At 66.9% G+C, this 18,095-nt stretch carries 19 protein-coding genes; all 19 read left to right on the forward strand.

Annotated elements, in window-relative coordinates; translation table 11 throughout:
* Window positions 1-85 precede the first annotated feature (85 nt).
* The 19 genes from GH815_RS03410 to GH815_RS03500 all read left to right on the forward strand — a co-directional run bounded on the left by GH815_RS03410 (window position 86) and on the right by GH815_RS03500 (window position 18,041).
* Window positions 86-1,798 (forward strand): S1 family peptidase, encoded by a 1,713-nt coding sequence (locus GH815_RS03410; protein WP_153747350.1) that lies wholly within the window; start codon window positions 86-88, stop codon window positions 1,796-1,798.
* Complete coding sequence (locus GH815_RS18985) at window positions 1,777-3,237, forward strand: peptidoglycan-binding domain-containing protein (protein ID WP_211365037.1); 1,461 nt, start codon at window positions 1,777-1,779, stop codon at window positions 3,235-3,237. The genes GH815_RS03410 and GH815_RS18985 overlap by 22 nt, the downstream gene beginning before the upstream one ends.
* A gap of 37 nt (window positions 3,238-3,274) precedes the next feature.
* On the forward strand, window positions 3,275-3,460 hold the full coding sequence (locus GH815_RS03420; RefSeq protein WP_153747351.1) for a hypothetical protein: 186 nt from the start codon (window positions 3,275-3,277) through the stop codon (window positions 3,458-3,460).
* Between the two features lie 215 nt (window positions 3,461-3,675).
* A complete protein-coding gene (locus tag GH815_RS03425) occupies window positions 3,676-4,980 on the forward strand; it encodes an ABC transporter substrate-binding protein (RefSeq protein ID WP_153747352.1) in 1,305 nt (434 codons plus the stop codon).
* Between the two features lie 33 nt (window positions 4,981-5,013).
* A complete protein-coding gene (locus GH815_RS03430) occupies window positions 5,014-5,937 on the forward strand; it encodes a branched-chain amino acid ABC transporter permease (protein WP_153747353.1) in 924 nt (307 codons plus the stop codon).
* On the forward strand, window positions 5,934-6,872 hold the full coding sequence (locus tag GH815_RS03435; RefSeq protein ID WP_153747354.1) for a branched-chain amino acid ABC transporter permease: 939 nt from the start codon (window positions 5,934-5,936) through the stop codon (window positions 6,870-6,872). Before GH815_RS03430 ends, GH815_RS03435 begins: the two co-directional genes overlap by 4 nt.
* Window positions 6,869-7,594, forward strand: coding sequence for an ABC transporter ATP-binding protein (locus tag GH815_RS03440; RefSeq protein ID WP_153747355.1), 726 nt, complete (start codon window positions 6,869-6,871; stop codon window positions 7,592-7,594). Before GH815_RS03435 ends, GH815_RS03440 begins: the two co-directional genes overlap by 4 nt.
* On the forward strand, window positions 7,587-8,282 hold the full coding sequence (locus tag GH815_RS03445; protein ID WP_153747356.1) for an ABC transporter ATP-binding protein: 696 nt from the start codon (window positions 7,587-7,589) through the stop codon (window positions 8,280-8,282). The genes GH815_RS03440 and GH815_RS03445 overlap by 8 nt, the downstream gene beginning before the upstream one ends.
* Before the next feature lie 143 nt (window positions 8,283-8,425).
* Window positions 8,426-9,013, forward strand: coding sequence for a cache domain-containing protein (locus tag GH815_RS03450; protein WP_153747357.1), 588 nt, complete (start codon window positions 8,426-8,428; stop codon window positions 9,011-9,013).
* 90 nt (window positions 9,014-9,103) lie between these two features.
* Window positions 9,104-10,195 carry a methyl-accepting chemotaxis protein gene (locus GH815_RS03455; RefSeq protein ID WP_153747358.1) on the forward strand — a complete coding sequence of 364 codons (1,092 nt, stop codon included), beginning with the start codon at window positions 9,104-9,106 and terminating at the stop codon, window positions 10,193-10,195.
* Window positions 10,147-10,338 carry a hypothetical protein gene (locus tag GH815_RS18805; protein ID WP_170290285.1) on the forward strand — a complete coding sequence of 64 codons (192 nt, stop codon included), beginning with the start codon at window positions 10,147-10,149 and terminating at the stop codon, window positions 10,336-10,338. The genes GH815_RS03455 and GH815_RS18805 overlap by 49 nt, the downstream gene beginning before the upstream one ends.
* Window positions 10,339-10,792: 454 nt before the next feature.
* Complete coding sequence (locus tag GH815_RS03465) at window positions 10,793-11,083, forward strand: hypothetical protein (protein WP_153747360.1); 291 nt, start codon at window positions 10,793-10,795, stop codon at window positions 11,081-11,083.
* Entirely contained in the window at window positions 11,083-11,451 is a 369-nt protein-coding gene (locus GH815_RS03470) for a response regulator (RefSeq protein ID WP_153747361.1), read from the forward strand. The genes GH815_RS03465 and GH815_RS03470 overlap by 1 nt, the downstream gene beginning before the upstream one ends.
* Before the next feature lie 2 nt (window positions 11,452-11,453).
* Window positions 11,454-13,700: a chemotaxis protein CheA gene (locus tag GH815_RS03475; protein ID WP_153747362.1), complete on the forward strand. Its 2,247-nt coding sequence runs from the start codon at window positions 11,454-11,456 to the stop codon at window positions 13,698-13,700.
* The gene (locus GH815_RS03480) at window positions 13,675-14,142 is read left to right on the forward strand and encodes a chemotaxis protein CheW (protein ID WP_153747363.1); all 468 of its coding nucleotides are present in this window, start codon (window positions 13,675-13,677) and stop codon (window positions 14,140-14,142) included. The genes GH815_RS03475 and GH815_RS03480 overlap by 26 nt, the downstream gene beginning before the upstream one ends.
* The gene (locus GH815_RS03485; protein WP_153747364.1) at window positions 14,139-15,041 is read left to right on the forward strand and encodes a CheR family methyltransferase; all 903 of its coding nucleotides are present in this window, start codon (window positions 14,139-14,141) and stop codon (window positions 15,039-15,041) included. The genes GH815_RS03480 and GH815_RS03485 overlap by 4 nt, the downstream gene beginning before the upstream one ends.
* 2 nt (window positions 15,042-15,043) lie before the next feature.
* Window positions 15,044-15,430: a response regulator gene (locus tag GH815_RS03490; protein ID WP_153747365.1), complete on the forward strand. Its 387-nt coding sequence runs from the start codon at window positions 15,044-15,046 to the stop codon at window positions 15,428-15,430.
* On the forward strand, window positions 15,427-15,804 hold the full coding sequence (locus GH815_RS03495) for a hypothetical protein (protein ID WP_153747366.1): 378 nt from the start codon (window positions 15,427-15,429) through the stop codon (window positions 15,802-15,804). The genes GH815_RS03490 and GH815_RS03495 overlap by 4 nt, the downstream gene beginning before the upstream one ends.
* Window positions 15,805-16,154: 350 nt before the next feature.
* A complete protein-coding gene (locus GH815_RS03500) occupies window positions 16,155-18,041 on the forward strand; it encodes a methyl-accepting chemotaxis protein (RefSeq protein ID WP_153747367.1) in 1,887 nt (628 codons plus the stop codon).
* Window positions 18,042-18,095 lie beyond the last annotated feature (54 nt).

Raw genomic sequence — 18,095 nt, forward strand, 5'->3', positions numbered from 1 at the left:
GCCACAATGCCTTTACCCGGATCACGCCCGAGCGGATGCGCCGGATCGCCGAATGGATCGCCGATCAGGGCGCGGAGGCGGGGCGATGAGGGTGCGGGGGCTGGTGCTGGCGGCGCTGGTCGCGGTCGGGCCGGGCGCGGCGCTTTCGGCCGATCCGGTGGCCGATACGGTCGTCTATATCGAATGCACCGATGCCGAGGGGCGCAAGCGCGTCGGCTCGGGCGTGCTGGTCAGCGCCGAGGGCCATGTGCTGACCGCCCGCCATGTCGCGCCCGCGGGCAGCCAGTGCCGCGGGTTGCCGGGCGTGGCCGATCCGAACAATGCGCGCGTCATGGTGCTGCAACCCGAGAGGGTGCCGGGCGAGTATGACGTGGCGCTGCTGAAATTCGCCGAGACGCAGGTCTATCCCTTTTTGCGCTATTGTCGGCTGGACGAGCGGATGATCCGCAAGCGCATCTTTGCCGCCGGGTTCCCGAACGGCACGCGCAGCTACCGCCCCTCGTTCCGGGCCGGGATCCTCTCGACCACCGAGACCACGCCGGACGGCGTGATCGAGACCGACAGCCTGCTGGCGCAGGGGATGAGCGGCGGGCCGATCCTGGCCGAGGACGAGAAAAGCCTGATCGGCATCGTCTCGGGCGTACAGGTCAGCGCGATCGGCGAGCCGGATTACTACGGCATGACCCCGATCGCGGCGATCACCTCTGCCACCTTCCGGCTGAGCGAGAATCCGGCGGGCTGCTATCCCGATCTGCCGGGACCTGCGGAACTGGCGGCGCGGATCGACGATCTGGCCGAGGACCTGGCCGCCGCGCGGGCCGAGATCGGCGCCCGGATCGACGCGATGGGCGCACGCGCCGAGGCGCTGGAGGCCCGCGCCAGTGCGGTCGAGAAGACCACCGGCCTCATGTCCGCCGAGATGCAGAAGCTGCGCGCGGCCTTCAACACCACCAAGACCGTGGCCGACAAGACCTTTGAAAGCCTTGCGGGCCGGATCGAGGACATCGTCCAGCGCCAGGCCCAGCAGACCTTCGAGCAGGCCGTGGCCGAGGCGTTGCAGGGCCGCCCGATCCGCCGCACGCTGGACGAGATCTATGACGACCTTGCCAAGCCGGTCTGGCGCTTTTCCGGCCGGATCGAGGGCGGCTGGGTGACGATGACGCTGGCCTATGAACGCCAGATCTCGGCGCCCGTGTTCAGCCCGTCGCTGCGCTTCTGCCTGACGCCGCTTTACCTGCCTGCGCCGGGGTCCGATGTCACCGTGTCGGAAATGCCCACGGTCAAGGGCTACTTCACGCTTCTGGACGACCGTTTCCGCAGCAATCCCGCGCTTGTGCGCACCTGCCAGTCGATCGACCATGCCGCGCTTTCGGGTCGAGGCGCCGCCCCGGGCGCGCGCGCCGAGGGCGGGCCGGTGCTGGTGCCGAGCGGGCAGTATCAATATCCCTATGCCGACAATTTCGTGCAGCAGCATTACTTTGCCGCCGAGGCGCGGCACGCGGAGGGCGAGCTCGACCCCTGGAACGGCTGGTATTACCTTCAGGTGGTCCGCGAAGCCCCCGGCCCGGGCGGCGGCGGCCCAGAAATCGTGCTGCGCGCGATCATCGACGCGACCATCGACGAGGAGGAGGGCTATCAAAGCCCCGTGATCCTGCCCTGCAAGGTCTACAGCGCCGGGAATGGCGGCACCGCCGGCGGCGTTCTGCCCCTCGACCCGGCGCGGCAGATGAGCGACCTTCTGAGTTCCGAGACCCCGAGGCTGGACCAGAACGAGACATGCCATTCCGATCCCTCATAACCCTTGCGCTCGCCCTCGCGCTGGCAGCCCCCGTGGCGGCGCAGGACGTTCAGCCCGCGCCGCTTGCGGCGCAAGACGTTCACCCCGAGGCCGAAGCCGATGCTGTGTTTTCGTTGCGCAATGTCGAAAGCATGGCCTTCGATCCGGCCCATGCGGGGCTTTTCGCCATTGCCGACGGGCGGCTGATGCACTGGTCGCTGTTCCCGCTCGAATTGCGCGCCAGCCTTGAGCTGGACACGCTGGCCTCGGATCTGGCGATCAGCCCGGCGGGCAACCTGTTCGTGGCGGGCCAGCGCTGGAACCGCGAGGGGCTGATGCTGCTGGGCGGCAGCATCCTGGCCTTTCCCATCGCCCCCGGCGAGGGCATCGAGGACTGGTTCCGGCTTTACCAGGTGGCCGACAATGCGGCCGGGATCAGCCAGTTCTCGTCGGTTGCCTTCGACGCCTCGGGCATGGCCTATTTCGGTTCTCCGGTGGCTTCCTCGATCCTTGCGGTGCCCGACGATTTCTCGGACGTGGCACCGGGCACCCAGCGGCGCAGCCTCGATCTGCGCTGCGGGGCATCGGCGCAATTGTCGGTCTTCGAGGCGGAAGACCAGATCTTCTACGTCTCCTCGACCATCGAGGGGGCGGCGCTGGAATTCGGCCGGCTGGCGGCGGCAGAGGAAAAACCGGGCCATGCCGAATGCTTCCGGGTGGCGAATGTCTATGCCCAGAAGATGCCGGTCTCGACCTTCTTTTCCGTCCGCCATGCCCTGATCGCCCGGCCCCCCGCCGAGGAGGACGGCCCGCCCTGGCGCGGCCTTCTGGCGCTCGAGCCGAATAACGGGCGGCTTTACCTTTTCGAGACCGCCATCGCCGGGGGCGAGGTGCTGATTTCCCGCGCGCGCTCCTCCGAGATCGACCTGACCGCGCTGGGCGATGCCGCCACCGAGGGTCGGACCGGCGCCTTCGGGCTGCTGGCCGCCAGCGATGACGGGGCCGAGATCTTCGTCTCCGGCCCCTCGATGCGGCGGGTGCTGCGCTTCGGCATCACCGCCGAGGGGCGGCTTGTCCCGCGCGGCGGCTTCGATCTGGCCGCCCCGGTGCAGGGCATCGAGATCAGCGCGGATGGCGGCTTTGCGGCCATCGTGACCGGCGAGAACCGGTTCGGTGCGGAGCGGGTGCTGAGCGTGCTGCGCGCGCCCTCCGCGCTGCCCGAGGGCGCGGCGCTGCCCGCCGGTTTCCATTCCGTGCGGCTGGTGCAGCAATGGCTGAACGCCGCGGGCTTCGATGCGGGGCGGGTGGACGGCATCTACGGCCCGCGCACGCTGGACGCGGTCCGGGCCTATCTCGCCACGCTCGGCGAGGCGGCGCAAGAGCCGGACGAGGGCGATGAGCAGCGGGACAGGCTGCGCGCAGTGGTAACGGGGGTCTTTCCCCGCGCGGTCGCGGACTGACCCGGGCGCGCGGCACAGCAAAGGAGCAAGCCGGATGATGACGGTCCTGACAATGCTGGCCACCCTTGCCACCCCGGTCCCGGCGGCGCTCTGCCCCTGGCCCGGGCAAAGGGTCGCCGGGCGCGAGATCTATTGCTGCACGACGCCCGAGGGCCAGCAATGCTGCTCGCCCGATCTGGACGAGGCGGGCCTGCCCACCGGCTGCACCTGCCGGCCGCAATAAGCCGCTGCGCGCCCTTCTTCTGGCCCGAAATATCCCCGCCGGAGGCAAACCCGAGCCTGCGGCGCATGCCGCTGGCGAGACAAGGGCTTGCGCCGCAGGCGCGCAACCGGAACACCGCGCCGCCGCTCGTGGCGGTCTGACATGGACAAAACCCCCGCGCCCCGACAAACTGTCGCCGGAAACGCGCCACGCCGTTCCTTGCCGGGGAAGACGCCATGACCAAGACCACCGAAACGGGTGCCACGCCCGCCGATCCCGCCCGCCGCGACGCGCTCCGGACGCTGGCCGGGGCAGGGGCCGCCGCGGCCGCGCTGCCGCTCTGGGCGCGCTATACCCATGCCCAGAGTGCTGCGCCGATCCGCGTGGGATTCCAGATGCACGCGACCGGCATCGGGGCGGCCTACGGGCGCTGGTACGACCGCACCACGCAGGCGGCAGCCCGGCTCATCAACGAGACGGGCGGCATCAACGGGCGGCCGCTGGAGATCGTGACCGAGGATGACGGCACCGATCCGCGGCGCGGCGCCGAGGTGGTCGAGAAATTCGCCAACCAGCATCGGGTGGATGTGGCCTATGGCACGCTGTTCAGCCATGTGGTGATCGGCTCGGCACCGCGGGCGGGCGAGTTGAAACTGCCTTATTTCGTGGTCTCCGAGGGCCATCACGTCGCCAGCGGCATGCTGAACCGCTGGACGCTGCAACCCGGTATCACGGATGTCAAAAGCCAGGTTCTGGCGATGGCGCCCTTCGTGGCCGAGACGCTGGGCAAGAAGGTCACGATGATCTTTCCCGATTATGCCTTCGGCCATGACCATCGCGACTTCTTTTCCGAGGCCATGGCGGCGCAGGGCGGCGAGGTGATCGCCAAGATCGCGATCCCGCCCACCGAGACCTCGTTCACCAGGTATTTCCCCCGCATCCCGCGCGAGACGGACGTGATCTATCACGTCATGGTCGGCCCCGCCGTGCTGACCTTCGTCAAGGAGATGGGCGAGTTCTTCGGCCCCTCGCGACCCGCGATCTTCGGCTTCATCGACAGTCTGGAGGCGGTCGATCTGCGCAGCCCCGGGCTGGAATTTCTGGAGGGTACCTATTTCTGGGAGGGGATGCCGCGTTACGTCCAGCCCGGCCAGACCGACTATGACCGCGCCTATCGCGCGGCGATCGGGCTTGACGAGAATGGCGCCTCTCTGGCCGATCCGCGCGATGTCTCGGCCTATGCGCATATGTTCGGCTGCTGGGAAACGCTGCATGTCATAAAGCGCGGGATGGAGGCGGCGGGCTATGCCGGGCCGCAGGATCGCCAGAAGCTGGTCGAGGCGGTCGAGGTGATGACCGAGATGCCGGAATCGCACGAACATCCGCAGGGGCGAAAGCTCTTCAACGGGCGGACGCATCAGGTGTTCGGCCAGCAGCATGTCTCGAAGCTGGAGAACGGGCGGCTTGACGTGGTGCGCACGGTCCCGCTGGAAGAGACCTTCTATCCCGACGAGGTGGATTACACCGCGCAACCCTTCTGAGCCCCGCCCGGTTCCCGAGGAAAGAGCGACCGCATGGAGTTCGGTCCCCATCTGATGCTTGCCGCGCTGGAAGGCGCGGTGACGGCCGCGGTGCTGGCGCTGATGGCCGCGGGGCTGAGCCTTGTCTTCGGGGTGATGCGGGTGGTCAATGTCGCGCATGGCGAGTTCTACATGCTGGGCGCGGTGCTTGCCTTTGTGGTGGCGGGCATGGCGGGCGGTGGCGCGCCGGGCTTTGTCGCGGCGCTGGTCGCGGTGCCGCTGATCGTGGCGGCGCTGGCGGTAGCCGCCGACCGCGCCGTGCTGCGGCGGCTGAGCTACGACCCCGAGCGGACCATCGTCGCGACCATCGGGATTCTTTATATCCTGCAACAGCTTGCGCTGATGGGCTATGGCCCCGATGCGCGGCCGGTGGCGCCGCCCTTCAACCATCGCATCGCGCTGCCCTGGATCGACTGGGGCGCGGGCGGGCCGGTGCTGACCTGGCCCTGGGGGCTGTCGATCACATCCTACAAGCTGTTCGTGATCGGGGCGGCGGCCACGGTGCTGGCGGGGCTGTGGCTGTTGATGACGCGCACGCGGATCGGGCTGGTGATGCGCGCCACCCAGCTCGACCGCGAGACGGCGCAGACCTTCGGCATCCCGGTCGGGCGGGTTTATGCGCTGGTCTTCGGGCTGGGCGCGGGGCTGGCGGCGCTGGCGGGCGTGCTGATCGTGCCGATCCAGCAGGCGCATTACCTGATGGGGGGCGATGCGCTGCTGCTGTCCTTCATCGTGGTGATCATCGGGGGGTTGGGCAGCCTGCCCGGCACGCTGATCGCGGCGGTGCTGATCGGGCTGTCGGACGGCATCATCTCGGTCTTCTTCTCGCCAACACTGGCCAAGATCATCGCGACGCTGCTGGTCGCCCTGGTGCTGGTGTTCCGTCCGCAGGGGCTGATGGGGAAGCCCGCGCGATGAATGCCCGGATCCTTGCGCTGCATGGCGGGTTGCTGGCGCTCTTGCTGGTGCTGCATTTCGTGCTGCCGGTCTATCACCACGGCAATCTGGCGCGGATCATGGTGCTGGCCTGCTATGCGATCGGCTACAACCTGTTGTTCGGCTATACTGGCCTTCTGAGCCTTGGGCATGCGATGTTCTTTGCTGCCGGAATGTACGGGATGGGGATGCCGTTCCATCATCTGGGGCTGGGGGCGGAACTGGCATTTCTGGCGGGCATCGGCACGGCCGGGGCGCTGGCGCTGGTGGTGGGGCTGTTGGCCCTGCGCACCTTGGGCGTGGCCTTCATGATCGTGACGCTGATGTTTTCGCAGGCATTCTATCTGATGATCCTGCTGGCCGCGCGCTGGACCCGGGGCGACGAGGGGCTGGTGCTGGCAGGCGCGGACCGGGTGCTGTTCGGTCTGGACCTGACCGACCCGGATATCCGCTATCTGCTGGCGCTGGGGCTGTTCGCGCTGTGCCTGTCGGCAGCGCTGTGGCTGGTGCGGCGGCCCTTTGGCCGGGTGCTGGTGGCGATCCGCGAGAATCCCGAGCGGGCCGAGTTGCTGGGCTATGACATCTTCCGCCACAAGCTGGCGGCGGTGGTGGTCTCGGGGATGTTCTCGGGCGCGGCGGGGGCGGCCTATGGGCTGATGTTCGGCTATGTCGGCGCCAGTTTCGCCGAGGTGCATTTCTCGATCTTCCCGCTTCTGTGGGTGCTGCTGGGCGGGGCGGGCACGGTGATCGGGCCGTTCTTCGGCGTTCTGTTCATGTTCTACCTGATCGACATCTCGTCCGGGCTGACACCGGCCTACATGCTGATCGCGGGCGTGGCGCTTGTGCTGTTGACGCTGTTCGCGCCGCAGGGGCTGGCGGGCGAGGTGCGGCGGCGCTGGCTGAGATGGCTGCCATGAGCGCGCTTCTGTCCACCCGGGCGCTGTCGAAATCCTTTGCCGGGCTGCGCGCGGTGCATGAGGTCGATCTCGATCTGGCGCCGGGCGAGATAAGGGCGCTGATCGGGCCGAACGGGGCGGGCAAGACGACCCTGGTGTCGATGCTGATCGGGCGGATCGCGCCGACATCGGGGGCCATCCTGTTCGAGGGGCGCGACATCACCCGGCTGCCGGCGCATGCCCGGGTGCGGCTGGGCATGGCCTATACCTTTCAGATCACTTCCGTTTTCGCCCGGCTCGACGTGGCCGAGAATGTGGGCCTTGCCGCGCGGCGCAGGCTGGGCGGCGACCGGGCGGCGGTGGCGCGGGAAACGGCTTTGGTGCTGGAGCGGGTGGGGCTTGCAGGCCATGCCGATGCGCTGGCGGGCGATCTGAGCTATGGCCATCAGCGGCTTCTGGAACTGGCGATGGGTCTGGCGCAGGCGCCGCGCCTCCTGATCCTGGACGAGCCGACTCAGGGGCTGGCCGAGGGCGAGATCGAGGCGTTCAAGCGGCTGATTCGCGAGGTCGCCGCCGAGGCGACGATCCTGCTGATCGAGCACAACATGAGCGTGGTGATGGCGCTGGCCGACCGGATCACGGTGCTGGATTTCGGCGAGGTTCTGGCCGAGGGCAGCCCGGCCGGGATCCATGCCTCGGCCGCGGTGCAGGCGGCCTATCTGGGGACGGGCGCGGATGCTTGAGGTGCAGGGCATCGACGCGGGCTATGGCCCGGTGCAGGTGCTGCGCGGGCTGTCGCTGGACGTGCGGCCGGGCGAGATCACCTGCCTTCTGGGCCGCAACGGCGCGGGCAAGACCACGACGATGAAGGCGATCATGGGGCTTCTGCCGCTGGGCGCGGGCCGGATCACGCTGGCGGGCGAAGATATCGGCCGGCTGCCCGCCCATGAGGTGCCAAGGCGCGGGATCGGCTATATCCCGCAGGGGCGGCGGCTGTTTGCTGAACTGACCGTGGCGCAGAACCTGGAAATCGGCCTGATGACGCGGAACAGTCCGCGCCATGTGCTGACCCGCGTGCTGGATCTGTTCCCGCGGCTGGCCGACCGGATGGGCCAGCGCGCCGAAACGCTGTCGGGCGGCGAACAGCAGATGCTGGCGACCGCGCGTGCGCTGTGTCTTGAGCCGCGGGTGCTGCTGCTGGACGAGCCGACCGAGGGGCTGCAACCCTCGATGATCGAGGCGATCCGGCAGGTGGTGATCCGGCTGAAATCCGAGGGCGTGGCGATCCTGCTGGTGGAACAGAGGCTTGACGCGGTGCTGTCGGCCGCCGACCGGGTCGTGTTCATCGAGAACGGCCAGGTCCGCGAGACGGCAGACGCGGCCGATCTGCGCGCCCGGCCCGAGCTGCTGAAACGCTATCTGGGCGTCTGAGCCGCGCCCGGGCCGGGTGGGATCGCTGAAATCCGAACGACCCCGACAGGCGGCTTGAGCCCGAAGAAATATATATCCAAAATGCTTATTTTTGATGTGCCGGTGTTTCGCGGCGCCCTGTCCCGAACAAGGGGGAGCGTTCCATGTCCTTCAGAACGAGAATCATTCTTGCGATTTCCGTCTCGGTCCTGATGACGGCGGGCCTTGTGCTGGCGCCGATGCTGTGGGGCATCAAGGGGCTGATCGACCGCGGTACATTGCGCGAACTGGACCAGTTCGAACTGCGGCTTCAGGCAGCACTTGAATACCGGATCGCGAGCGCGCTGACCACTGCCGCCCTTGTCGCCGAAATCCCCGACGTTCAGCAGGCCGTGGCCGCGCAGGACCGCGACCGGCTGGCCGCGCTGTTCGTGCCGGGCTTTGCCCGAATGCGCGCCGAGCGCGGGATCGTGCAGATGCAGTTCCACGAACCGCCCGCCACCTCGCTGTTCCGGGTGCATCAGCCCGACCAGTTCGGCGACGATCTGTCGGGTTTCCGCAAGACCGTGGTCGAGGCCAATGCCCGCAAGGCGCCGCTGGCCGGTCTGGAACGCGGCCGGGGCGGGCTGGGCATCCGCGGGATCAGCCCCGTCGCCCATGACGGGCAGCATGTCGGCACGGTCGAGATCGGACATCGATCTGAATGCGGCCTTCTTTCAGGGGCTTGTGCACGACAGCGATACGCAGCTTGAATTCTACATCCTGCCCGATAGCAGCATTGCGGGCTTTTCGGCAGCGGATGCCACTGTCCAGCGCGCGGTGGCACCCTTGCCAGTGACCCGTTGCTGACGCCCGATGCGGTGAAGGTGGCCGAGGGCGACCAGAAGACCGCGCGCGAACTGGAGATCACCGGGCAGAGCTATGCCGCACGGATCATTCCGGTGGCCGATTTCGCGGGCAATACCGCGGGGCTCGTGCATGTCATGGTGCCGCCCAGCGCCTATCTGGCCATCGCGGGGCAGATGCGCCTGCTGGCCATCGGCGGCGGGGCGGTGGCCTTGCTGGCCGGGCTTGGGTTTGCCGTGGTGTTCAGCGGGCAGATATCGAAGACGCTGCTGCGGATGATCGCCAAGATGCGGCGGCTGGCCGGGGGCGATCTGGACCTCGATTTCCAGTCCGATCGCAGGATCGGCGGCGAGGTCGGGCAGATGGCCGAGGCGCTGGTCCATTTCCGAGAAAGCATTGCCGAGGAGCTTGTGCTGAAACGCGAACGCGACGCGGCGGCGGCCCATCAGAAGGCGGTGGTTGACATTCTGGCCGAGGGGTATGACGCGCTGCGTCGCGATTACAACGCGACGGTTGCCAGCCTGGCCGAGCTGATCGCCGATATTTCGGATGCGGCCCAGACCATCAACGCCAGCGTCGCCGCGATCAACGGTTCGGCGCATGAACTGTCCCAGCGCACCGAGAACGCGGCCGCCACGCTGCAAGAGACCGCGGCGGCCTTGCAGGATCTGACCACCTCGATCAGCGCCACCGCCGAGGGCGCGCGCGGTGCCGACGCGATCAGCCGCGATGCCATCGGCAAGGCCAGGTCCGGTTCACAGATGCTGGGCGAGACGGTGCGCGCGATGGGCGAGATCGACGCCTCGGCCGGAGAGATCGCGCGGATCATCCATGTGATCGACGACATCGCCTTTCAGACCAACCTGCTTGCACTGAACGCAGGTGTCGAGGCGGCGCGGGCAGCGACTTTGGCGTGGTCGCCTCGGAAGTGCGCGCCCTTGCCCAGCGCACCGGCGAGGCGCTGGGCGCCATCGTCGAGGCGGTCGAGGGGGTCACAGAGCGGGTCAGCGAGATTGCCAAGCTGGCCGGCGAACAGTCGGTGGGGCTGGGCGAGATCAACATCCCGGCCGGCCAGTTCGACCACGTGACCCAGCACAACGCCGCGATGTTCGAGGAGACGACCGCGGCCAGCGACACGCTTCAGAGCGAAGGCGAACGGTTGAATGCGCTGGTCGCGCGGCTCCACGCGGATCGGCACGCGGCAATGCCGCTGCGCGCCCCGGCCGCCTGAGGCGCCCCCTGTGAACCCGTTCGTTCGCGCAGCCCGGGCCACCCGCAGCCGCGATCCGGGCCGGGTCGCCACCCGCATGCCGGAGGGCTGGCCCCGCGCCCGAACCCCGCCGGGCAAAGGCTGCCCCGCATCGCGCGAATCAGCGTCCGCCAGCGTGCATCCCGACACGGTTGCGCCCCGGTCATCGGCTGGTCCTGCGGGCTGCAACGGGCATGGCTGCGATGGGGCCTCGGCGCCAGACGGGCAGCGCCATTCCCATTTTCATGCAAGCGCCACCGAGACGTCCTTCCCGTGCCCCAAAATCGACCCAGCAGGCGGCGAGAAGACGGGTCCTCCCGTGCCGCGTGTCTTCGGGACGGCCCGGGCCGGACGAGAGACGTTCACCAGTTCTTAGGGCTCGCGAGCTTAGACAGACGGAGACATCGAATGACACGCAGGAACACGGGGATTCGGAATGGAGCCTGATCGACACCTTGATCTCGACATTCGCGATCCCGCCTGGGCAACCGCACCCGGCGAGATCGTGAAGGCCGTTGTCGGCCCGGGACCGCTCAGCGTGAGCGTGAACGCGGCCGGGGCGGATCAGCCCACGGCGCTCGTGGCGCAGCTTCTGGCGTTTCTCCGGCATCACGTCGAATCCGGTGGCGGCAATTTCGCCGTGACCGACCCGTCTCCGGGTTTTGTCGAGGGGCTGACGCTGCTCGGTCTCGGCGACGCGATCCTCGGCACCCAAGGAGTGCAGTAATGATCAATATTCTTGCCATCGACGATTCATTGACCATGCGCGAGATGGTGCGGGAGGTGCTGAGTTCGGCAGGCTTCTCGGTCACCACGGCGAATGACGGCGTGCATGGCGTCGACGTGTTCCAGCAGGACCAGTACGACGCGGTCATCACCGACATCAACATGCCCAAGATGGACGGGTTCGGCGTGATCGAATCCATCCGCGGCGGTGGTATGAATGCCCGCGTGCCGATCCTGGTGCTGACCACGGAAAGCGGTCCGGCCCTGAAGGAACGCGCGCGCAATGCCGGGGCGACGGGCTGGATCGTCAAGCCCTTCGAGGATGAAAGCCTGATCAACGTGATCCGCCGTGTGACGGGGGCGCGCTGACCATGTCCCGCGACGATCTCAAGGCCACCTTCTTCGCAGAGTGCGAGGATCTTCTGGAACAGCTTTCCGAAGGTTCGCAGGAAATGATCGCCGGCAATGCCGACGATGAAACGGTGAACGCGATCTTCCGCGCGGTGCATTCGATCAAGGGCGCGGCCGGGGCGTTCGGGCTCGAGAACCTGGTGACCTTTGCGCATTGTTTCGAGACGGTGCTCGACCGGGTGCGCTCGGGCGATCTGGTGCCGGACACCGACGCGCTGCACACGATCCTGCGCTCGGGCGACATGCTGGCCGACCTTGTGGAACTGGCCCAGGCCGACAGCAAGGAAATCCCCGAGGCGATGCCCGCGATCCTCGACAAGCTCAACGAACTGTCCGGCACGGAGCCCCACGATACGGCGGACGACGATGTGTCCATCGACATGGACATGGATGCGGGATTCTTCGGTTTCCAGCCGATCATCCTCGATCCGATCGGCGAGGACGAGGCGCCCGAGCCCACGGACGAGTCCGGCTTCCGCATCCGGCTGGCAGCCTCGTCCGACCTGTTTCGCAACGGACATGACCCGGTGCTGCTGTTCTCGGAACTCGCCGCGCTCGGCCGGGTAGAGACACGCTGCGATATGTCGGGCCTGCCCGCGGGCGACGAGTTCGACCCGGAACGCTGCTATCTGAACTGGGATATCACGCTGCGCGGTCCTATGACCGAGGCCGCCGTTCGGGACGTTTTCATGTTCCTCGAGGATCTCTGCGAGATCGAGCCGATAGAGGAGCCTGACACGACAGGGTTCGCCTCTGCCGAGGATCAGGAGCCGGTTGCAACGGTTCTGGAAGACCTGCCTTTCGAGGACAGTGCGCCAGTTGCCGCCCGTCCGGCCCCGCGCACAGCCCCCCCGCCCGAACCGGCCCCTGCGGCAATCGACCTTGCGCTTGGCGCCGGGACGCGGTCTGCGGCCCTTGACAGCGCCGCGGCAGAGCCCGCCGACCGGCCGAAGGGCGCCAAGGCTCCCCCGCCCGTGCCCCAGACCACGCTTCGGGTCGATCCCGAACGCGTCGACCGGCTGATCAACACGGTGGGCGAGTTGATCATCAACCAGGCGGTGATCGCGCAGAAGCTTCTCGAGATGGGGCTCGCCACGAACTCCGACATCATGAGCGACCTTGACGACTACCAGTATCTCGCCCGCGAGTTGCAGGAAGGCGTCATGGCGATCCGCGCCCAGCCGGTGAAGCCGCTGTTCCAGCGGATGCAGCGGATCGTGCGCGAAGCCGCCGATGTTCTGGGCAAGGAGGTTGCGCTGGTCGCCGAGGGCGAGGGGACCGAGATCGACAAGACCCTGGTCGAGCGTCTGGCCGAACCGCTGACCCACATGATCCGCAACGCGGTCGATCATGGCATCGAGACGCCAGAGAAGCGGATCGCCGCCGGCAAGCCTGCGCTGGGCACGATCCGGCTTTCGGCGGCGCACCGTTCGGGCGATGTGCTGATCGAGATCGCCGATGACGGCGCCGGCCTGAACCGCAAGCGCATCCTCGAGATTGCGGTCTCCAAGGGGCTCGTGCCCGGTGATGCGAAACTGACCGAGCCCGAGATCGACAACCTGCTGTTCATGGCCGGGTTCTCGACCGCCGAGAAGGTGACCAATCTTTCGGGCCGCGGCGTCGGGATGGACGTGGTCAAGACCGCGATCACCTCGCTCGGCGGCAAGGTCACGATCTCCAGCCGCCCGGGCGAGGGGACCCTGTTCTCGATCTCGTTGCCGCTGACGCTTGCGGTGATGGACGGAATGGTTATCCATGCCGCCGGCCAGACGCTGGTCGCGCCGCTGTCCAGCGTGCTTGAAACGATCCGGCCGCGGCCCCAGGATGTCGTGCCCTATGGCCGCGAGGGCAGGTTGCTGTCGATCCGCGGCACCTATGTGCCGATCGTGCATCTGGGCAACCTGCTCGGCTTTACCTGCGGGGACGAGATTTCCTCGGACAACATCCTGATCCTGATCCGGTCGGAACGGTCCGGCCATGTCGCGCTTGCCGTGGACGAGATTTCGGACCAGCGGCAGGTCGTGGTCAAGAGCCTCGAAGGCAATTACGGCGCGATCGAGGGGATCTCGGCCGCCACCATCCTGGGCGACGGCAGGATCGCCCTGATCATCGACACCGATGCCATCCTGACCCTTGCCGGAGATCTCGGCCGGGACATGGCGCTGATAGAGGAGACGCAGCATGGCAAGACCGCAGCAATGGGCTGATGCCGACGTTCTGGAGTTCGTGACGCTCAAGGCAGGCGGCCAGAGCTATTGTATCGAGATCACGCAGATCCGCGAGATCCGGCGCTGGTCGCCGGTGACCGCGCTACCCCAGGCCGAAAGCGCCGTGCTTGGCGTGATGAACCTGCGCGGGGCGGTGATCCCGATCGTCGACCTTTCCGACCGGCTCGGGCTGGGCAAATGCGATGCCTCGCCCCGCCATGTCATCATGGTCGTCGCGGTCGGCGACAAGACCGTGGGGCTTCTGGTCGATTCGGTTTCGGAAATCCTCACCGTCAGCGGCGAGCAGATCTGCGATGCGCCCGCGATGGGCCGGGGCGATGTCCCGAACAGCATCCTCGGTCTGATCTCGATCGAGGAAGGCATGTCGCGCATCCTGGCGCCATCGGTCCTTCTTCCGAGCGTTCTTCGGGAGGTCGCATGACCGCGCAGCCCTCATCTTCCGCCTTCCGCCGCTCTGCGGATATCGCGTTCGGCGAGAGCGATTTCGCCCGGATTGCCGGATTCGCGAAGTCGGAATACGGGCTGCATCTCGAACCCTCGAAGAAGGCGATGATCCATTCCAGGCTGGGAAAGCGGATCGTCGCGCTCGGCCTGGAGGATTTCAGCGCCTATCACACCTATCTCCGCGCGAACCTCGAAACGGAGAGCGATCATTTCATCTCGGTGCTCACGACGAATGTCACCCATTTCTACCGTGAGCAGCACCATTTCACCCAACTGGAGGCAGAGGTTCTGCCGCCATTGATCGCCCGGGCACGCAATCGCGGGCGCGTCCGGCTATGGTCGGCGGGCTGTTCCAGTGGCCAGGAACCCTATTCGCTTGCGGGCACTGTTCTCAATCTCTGCCCTGAAGCCGCCCGCCTCGACATCAGGATCCTAGCCACCGATCTCGACCCGTTCGTGCTGTCCCGGGCCGAGGAGGGGCGCTATCCGGCCGAGGATTGCAAGACGCCGCCCGGCGACTGGGAAGCGCGCCTTTTCGATCCCGCCGAACGCAAGAAACCGATCCGCCAGATCCGCCCGGATCTGAAGGCGCTGATCACTTTCCGGCGTCTCAACATTAATGGCCCATGGCCGATGCCCGGCCTGTTCGACGTGATCATGTGCCGCAACATGGCGATCTACTTCGACAAGGCCACCCAGCAATCGCTCTGGCTGCGTTTCGCCGAGAAGCTGCCAACCGGCGGCATGCTGTTCATCGGCCATTCCGAGCGGGTGACCGGCCCGGCCACCGATCTGCTCGAGACCGCAGGCGTCACCGCCTACCGCAAGCGCGCCGCGGGCGCGCAGAGGATACCGTCACAAGAAGGAAAGGACTGAAGATGTCGCTCAAGGATTCGCTTCGCGTCATGGTCGTCGACGACATGGCCGTCAGCCGCGGCCTCGTCACCCAGGCGCTGGAAGAGATCGGGATTTTCCAGATCAGCGCAGAGAATAACGGCAAGTCCGCCTTCAACCGTGTGGTCGCCGACCCCGTGCATCTGGTTCTGGCGGACCACAACATGCCCGGAATGGACGGGCTTCAATTGCTTGAGGCCCTGCGCCGCAACCGGTCTACCCAGCGGATCGGCTATATCCTCGTCACCGGCACGCCGACCCCCGAACTGATCCAGAAGGGGCAGCAGCTTGGTCTCAACAACCTCGTCAAGAAACCCTTTACGACCGCCACGATGAAAAAGGCGATCGAGGCTGTGGTGGGTCGGTTGTGACCGGGCCCGCCAGTCTGGACCCGGCCGAGGAAACCGGGGCGCTTGCGCTCGCGACAATGCTTGGGGGGCTCGGTCATGAACTCGGCCATGCGGCTGACCTTCTGCGTCGTTACGAACGCGCCGTGCTCGCCCGCGCAACAAGTCCCGATCCGAAGCCGGGTGGTGTCCGCGACCTGCAGCTTGTCGATCTGGTGATCCAGATTCTCGACGATCTTGGCGCTTTGGCCACGCGGCTGGCTCAGGAAACACCACCGGCTGCGAATATACCCGCCTCCGTGCTCGAGGATCTGCGGCTCGACCAGTTGCGCGCCCTTCTGGGCGGGCCGACGCGTCGTCACCAACCGCATTCCGGTGGCAATATCGAGGTCTTTTGATCGATTTTGACGCATTTTCGCCGAGCGGGCGAAGCCGGGGTAACAGGATGGCAATCCCCGGCATGCTCTTGTCGGACAGGAAGACCACGGAGCGGCGGGCAAGCAGGCGGGAGGTCGGGAGCATGTCGCGGTCGATCTCGGTTGAAGCCCGCGCTCGCGACAGCAGCTGGCCGTTTCGTGCCCGCCGATCCGGGGTAAACCGCCCTTCCCGACGGGTGAGGGCTGGTCCGCAGACGGCCATGACGCCCCTAGGTCCGGCCATGCACTCGGCCTCGGTAACGCAGCTTCGCATTCTCGGGTATCCCGAGCGGCCCGGCCGCCGTCCGGCCTGACAACGAAAGAGACCAGCAATGGCCACTGCGCTTCACAGGACTTCGACCAGAATCTACGCAATCATCGCACTGGCGCTTCTGCTTACGCTGGTGCTGGCCGGTTTCCTGATGTCTCGTGCGGTCGACATTGCCTACAGCATGCGGGAGCTTGAGCTCGAGGCGCTCTCCGACGTTGCAATCAGCCAGTTGGCCGACCTCGAGCGCCAGGTCGACGAGGGCACGCTTTCGCTCGAGGCGGCGCAGGAACTGGGGCGTCAGACGCTTGCGACCTACCGGTTCGGGCAGGACGGATATTTCTTCGCCTTCGACAATGCGCTGGTCTTCCAGGTGCATCCCTTCCGTCCGGACTGGATCGGAACGGACATGTCCGGGTTCCAGGATGTCAAGGGCATGATGCTTTTCCAGGAGATGCGCCGGGTCGCGCGGGATTCCGGATCGGGCCGGGTGGATTACTGGTTCAACAAGCCAGGTACCGAAATTCCTGAAATGAAGATGGGCTATGTCAAGGCCTTCGCCCCCTGGGGCTGGATGATCGGCACCGGTGCCTATGTGTCTGATATCCGGGCCGACCTCGCGGCCAAGCGCAATACTGCCTTTCTGGCGCTGGGGCTGGGGATGCTCTTTCTTGTGGGAACCTCTCTTCTGCTGGTGCGCAGCATCACGGTGCCACTGTCCAGCACTCTTGGATCGATGGACGATGTGGCCGAGGGTCACTACAAATCCGAGATTACTGTCGCGACACGGCTGGACGAATTCGGTACCCTTGGCCGGAGGCTCTCTGCATTCCGCGACAAGCTTGTCGAAGCCGCGGCCGCCGAAGCCGACCGCGAGCGGGCGCGTTCAGACCAGACCTATGCGGTCGAGCGTCTGGGCCGCGGGCTGACGGCGCTTGCCGCAGGCGATCTGACGCATCGTCTGGACGCGGCCTTTGCGCCCGATTACGAGCAGTTGCGCCATGATTTCAACGCGACGGTCGCGACGCTGAACGAGATGCTGGGCTCGATCGTCGAGAACGCGACCGAGATCCACGCCCGCGCCGAGGAAATCGGCACCGCCTCGGACGACCTGTCGCAGCGCACCGAGAACCAGGCCGCGACGCTGGAGGAAACCGCCGCCGCGCTGGACGAACTGACCTCGAGCGTGCGGGCCGCCGCCGACGGTGCGGCCGAGGTCGAGCGGGTCGTGTCGGCCGCCCGCGGCGATGCCGAGGCCTCGGGCCGTGTGGTGACCGACGCGATCGGCGCGATGTCCGAGATCAAGCGGTCATCCGACGAAATCGGCCAGATCATCGGCGTGATCGACGACATCGCGTTCCAGACCAACCTGCTGGCGCTGAACGCGGGCGTCGAGGCCGCGCGGGCGGGCGAGGCCGGGCGCGGCTTTGCGGTCGTGGCCTCCGAAGTGCGCGCGCTGGCGCAGCGCAGTTCGGATGCGGCCAAGGAAATCAAGACCCTGATCGGCACCAGCTCGGATCAGGTGGAATCCGGCGTGGCGCTGGTCAACCGTGCGGGCGAGGCGCTGAGCGACATCGTGGGCCGCGTGGCGAACATCGCCGATCTGGTCTCGGGTATCGCCACGGGCGCGCAGGAACAATCGGTGGGCCTGGGCGAGATCAATGTGGGTGTCACCCAACTTGACCAGGTCACCCAGCAGAACGCCGCCATGGTCGAGGAAGCCACCGCCGCCAGCGCCACCCTGCGCCACGAGGCCGAGACGCTGCAAGGCCTGGTCGCCCGGTTCCGGCTGCAAGGCGGCCAGCCCGGCCCCAGCACGGCCCTGCCGCCGCTGCGCCTGGCCACCCCCACCCGCCCCGCGCCGCCCAGCCAACCGAAAGCCGCCGCGGAGCTTTCCTTCCCCGCCCAGCGCAAGGCCGCAAACGACACAACAACCTGGCAGGATTTCTGAACGACGAATTTCAGGCCGGAACAGGACATTACGAGAGAGCACGCCGATGAGGGT

The organism is Rhodovulum strictum (assembly GCF_009649175.1).
In the GTDB taxonomy this organism is placed as follows: domain Bacteria; phylum Pseudomonadota; class Alphaproteobacteria; order Rhodobacterales; family Rhodobacteraceae; genus Rhodovulum; species Rhodovulum strictum.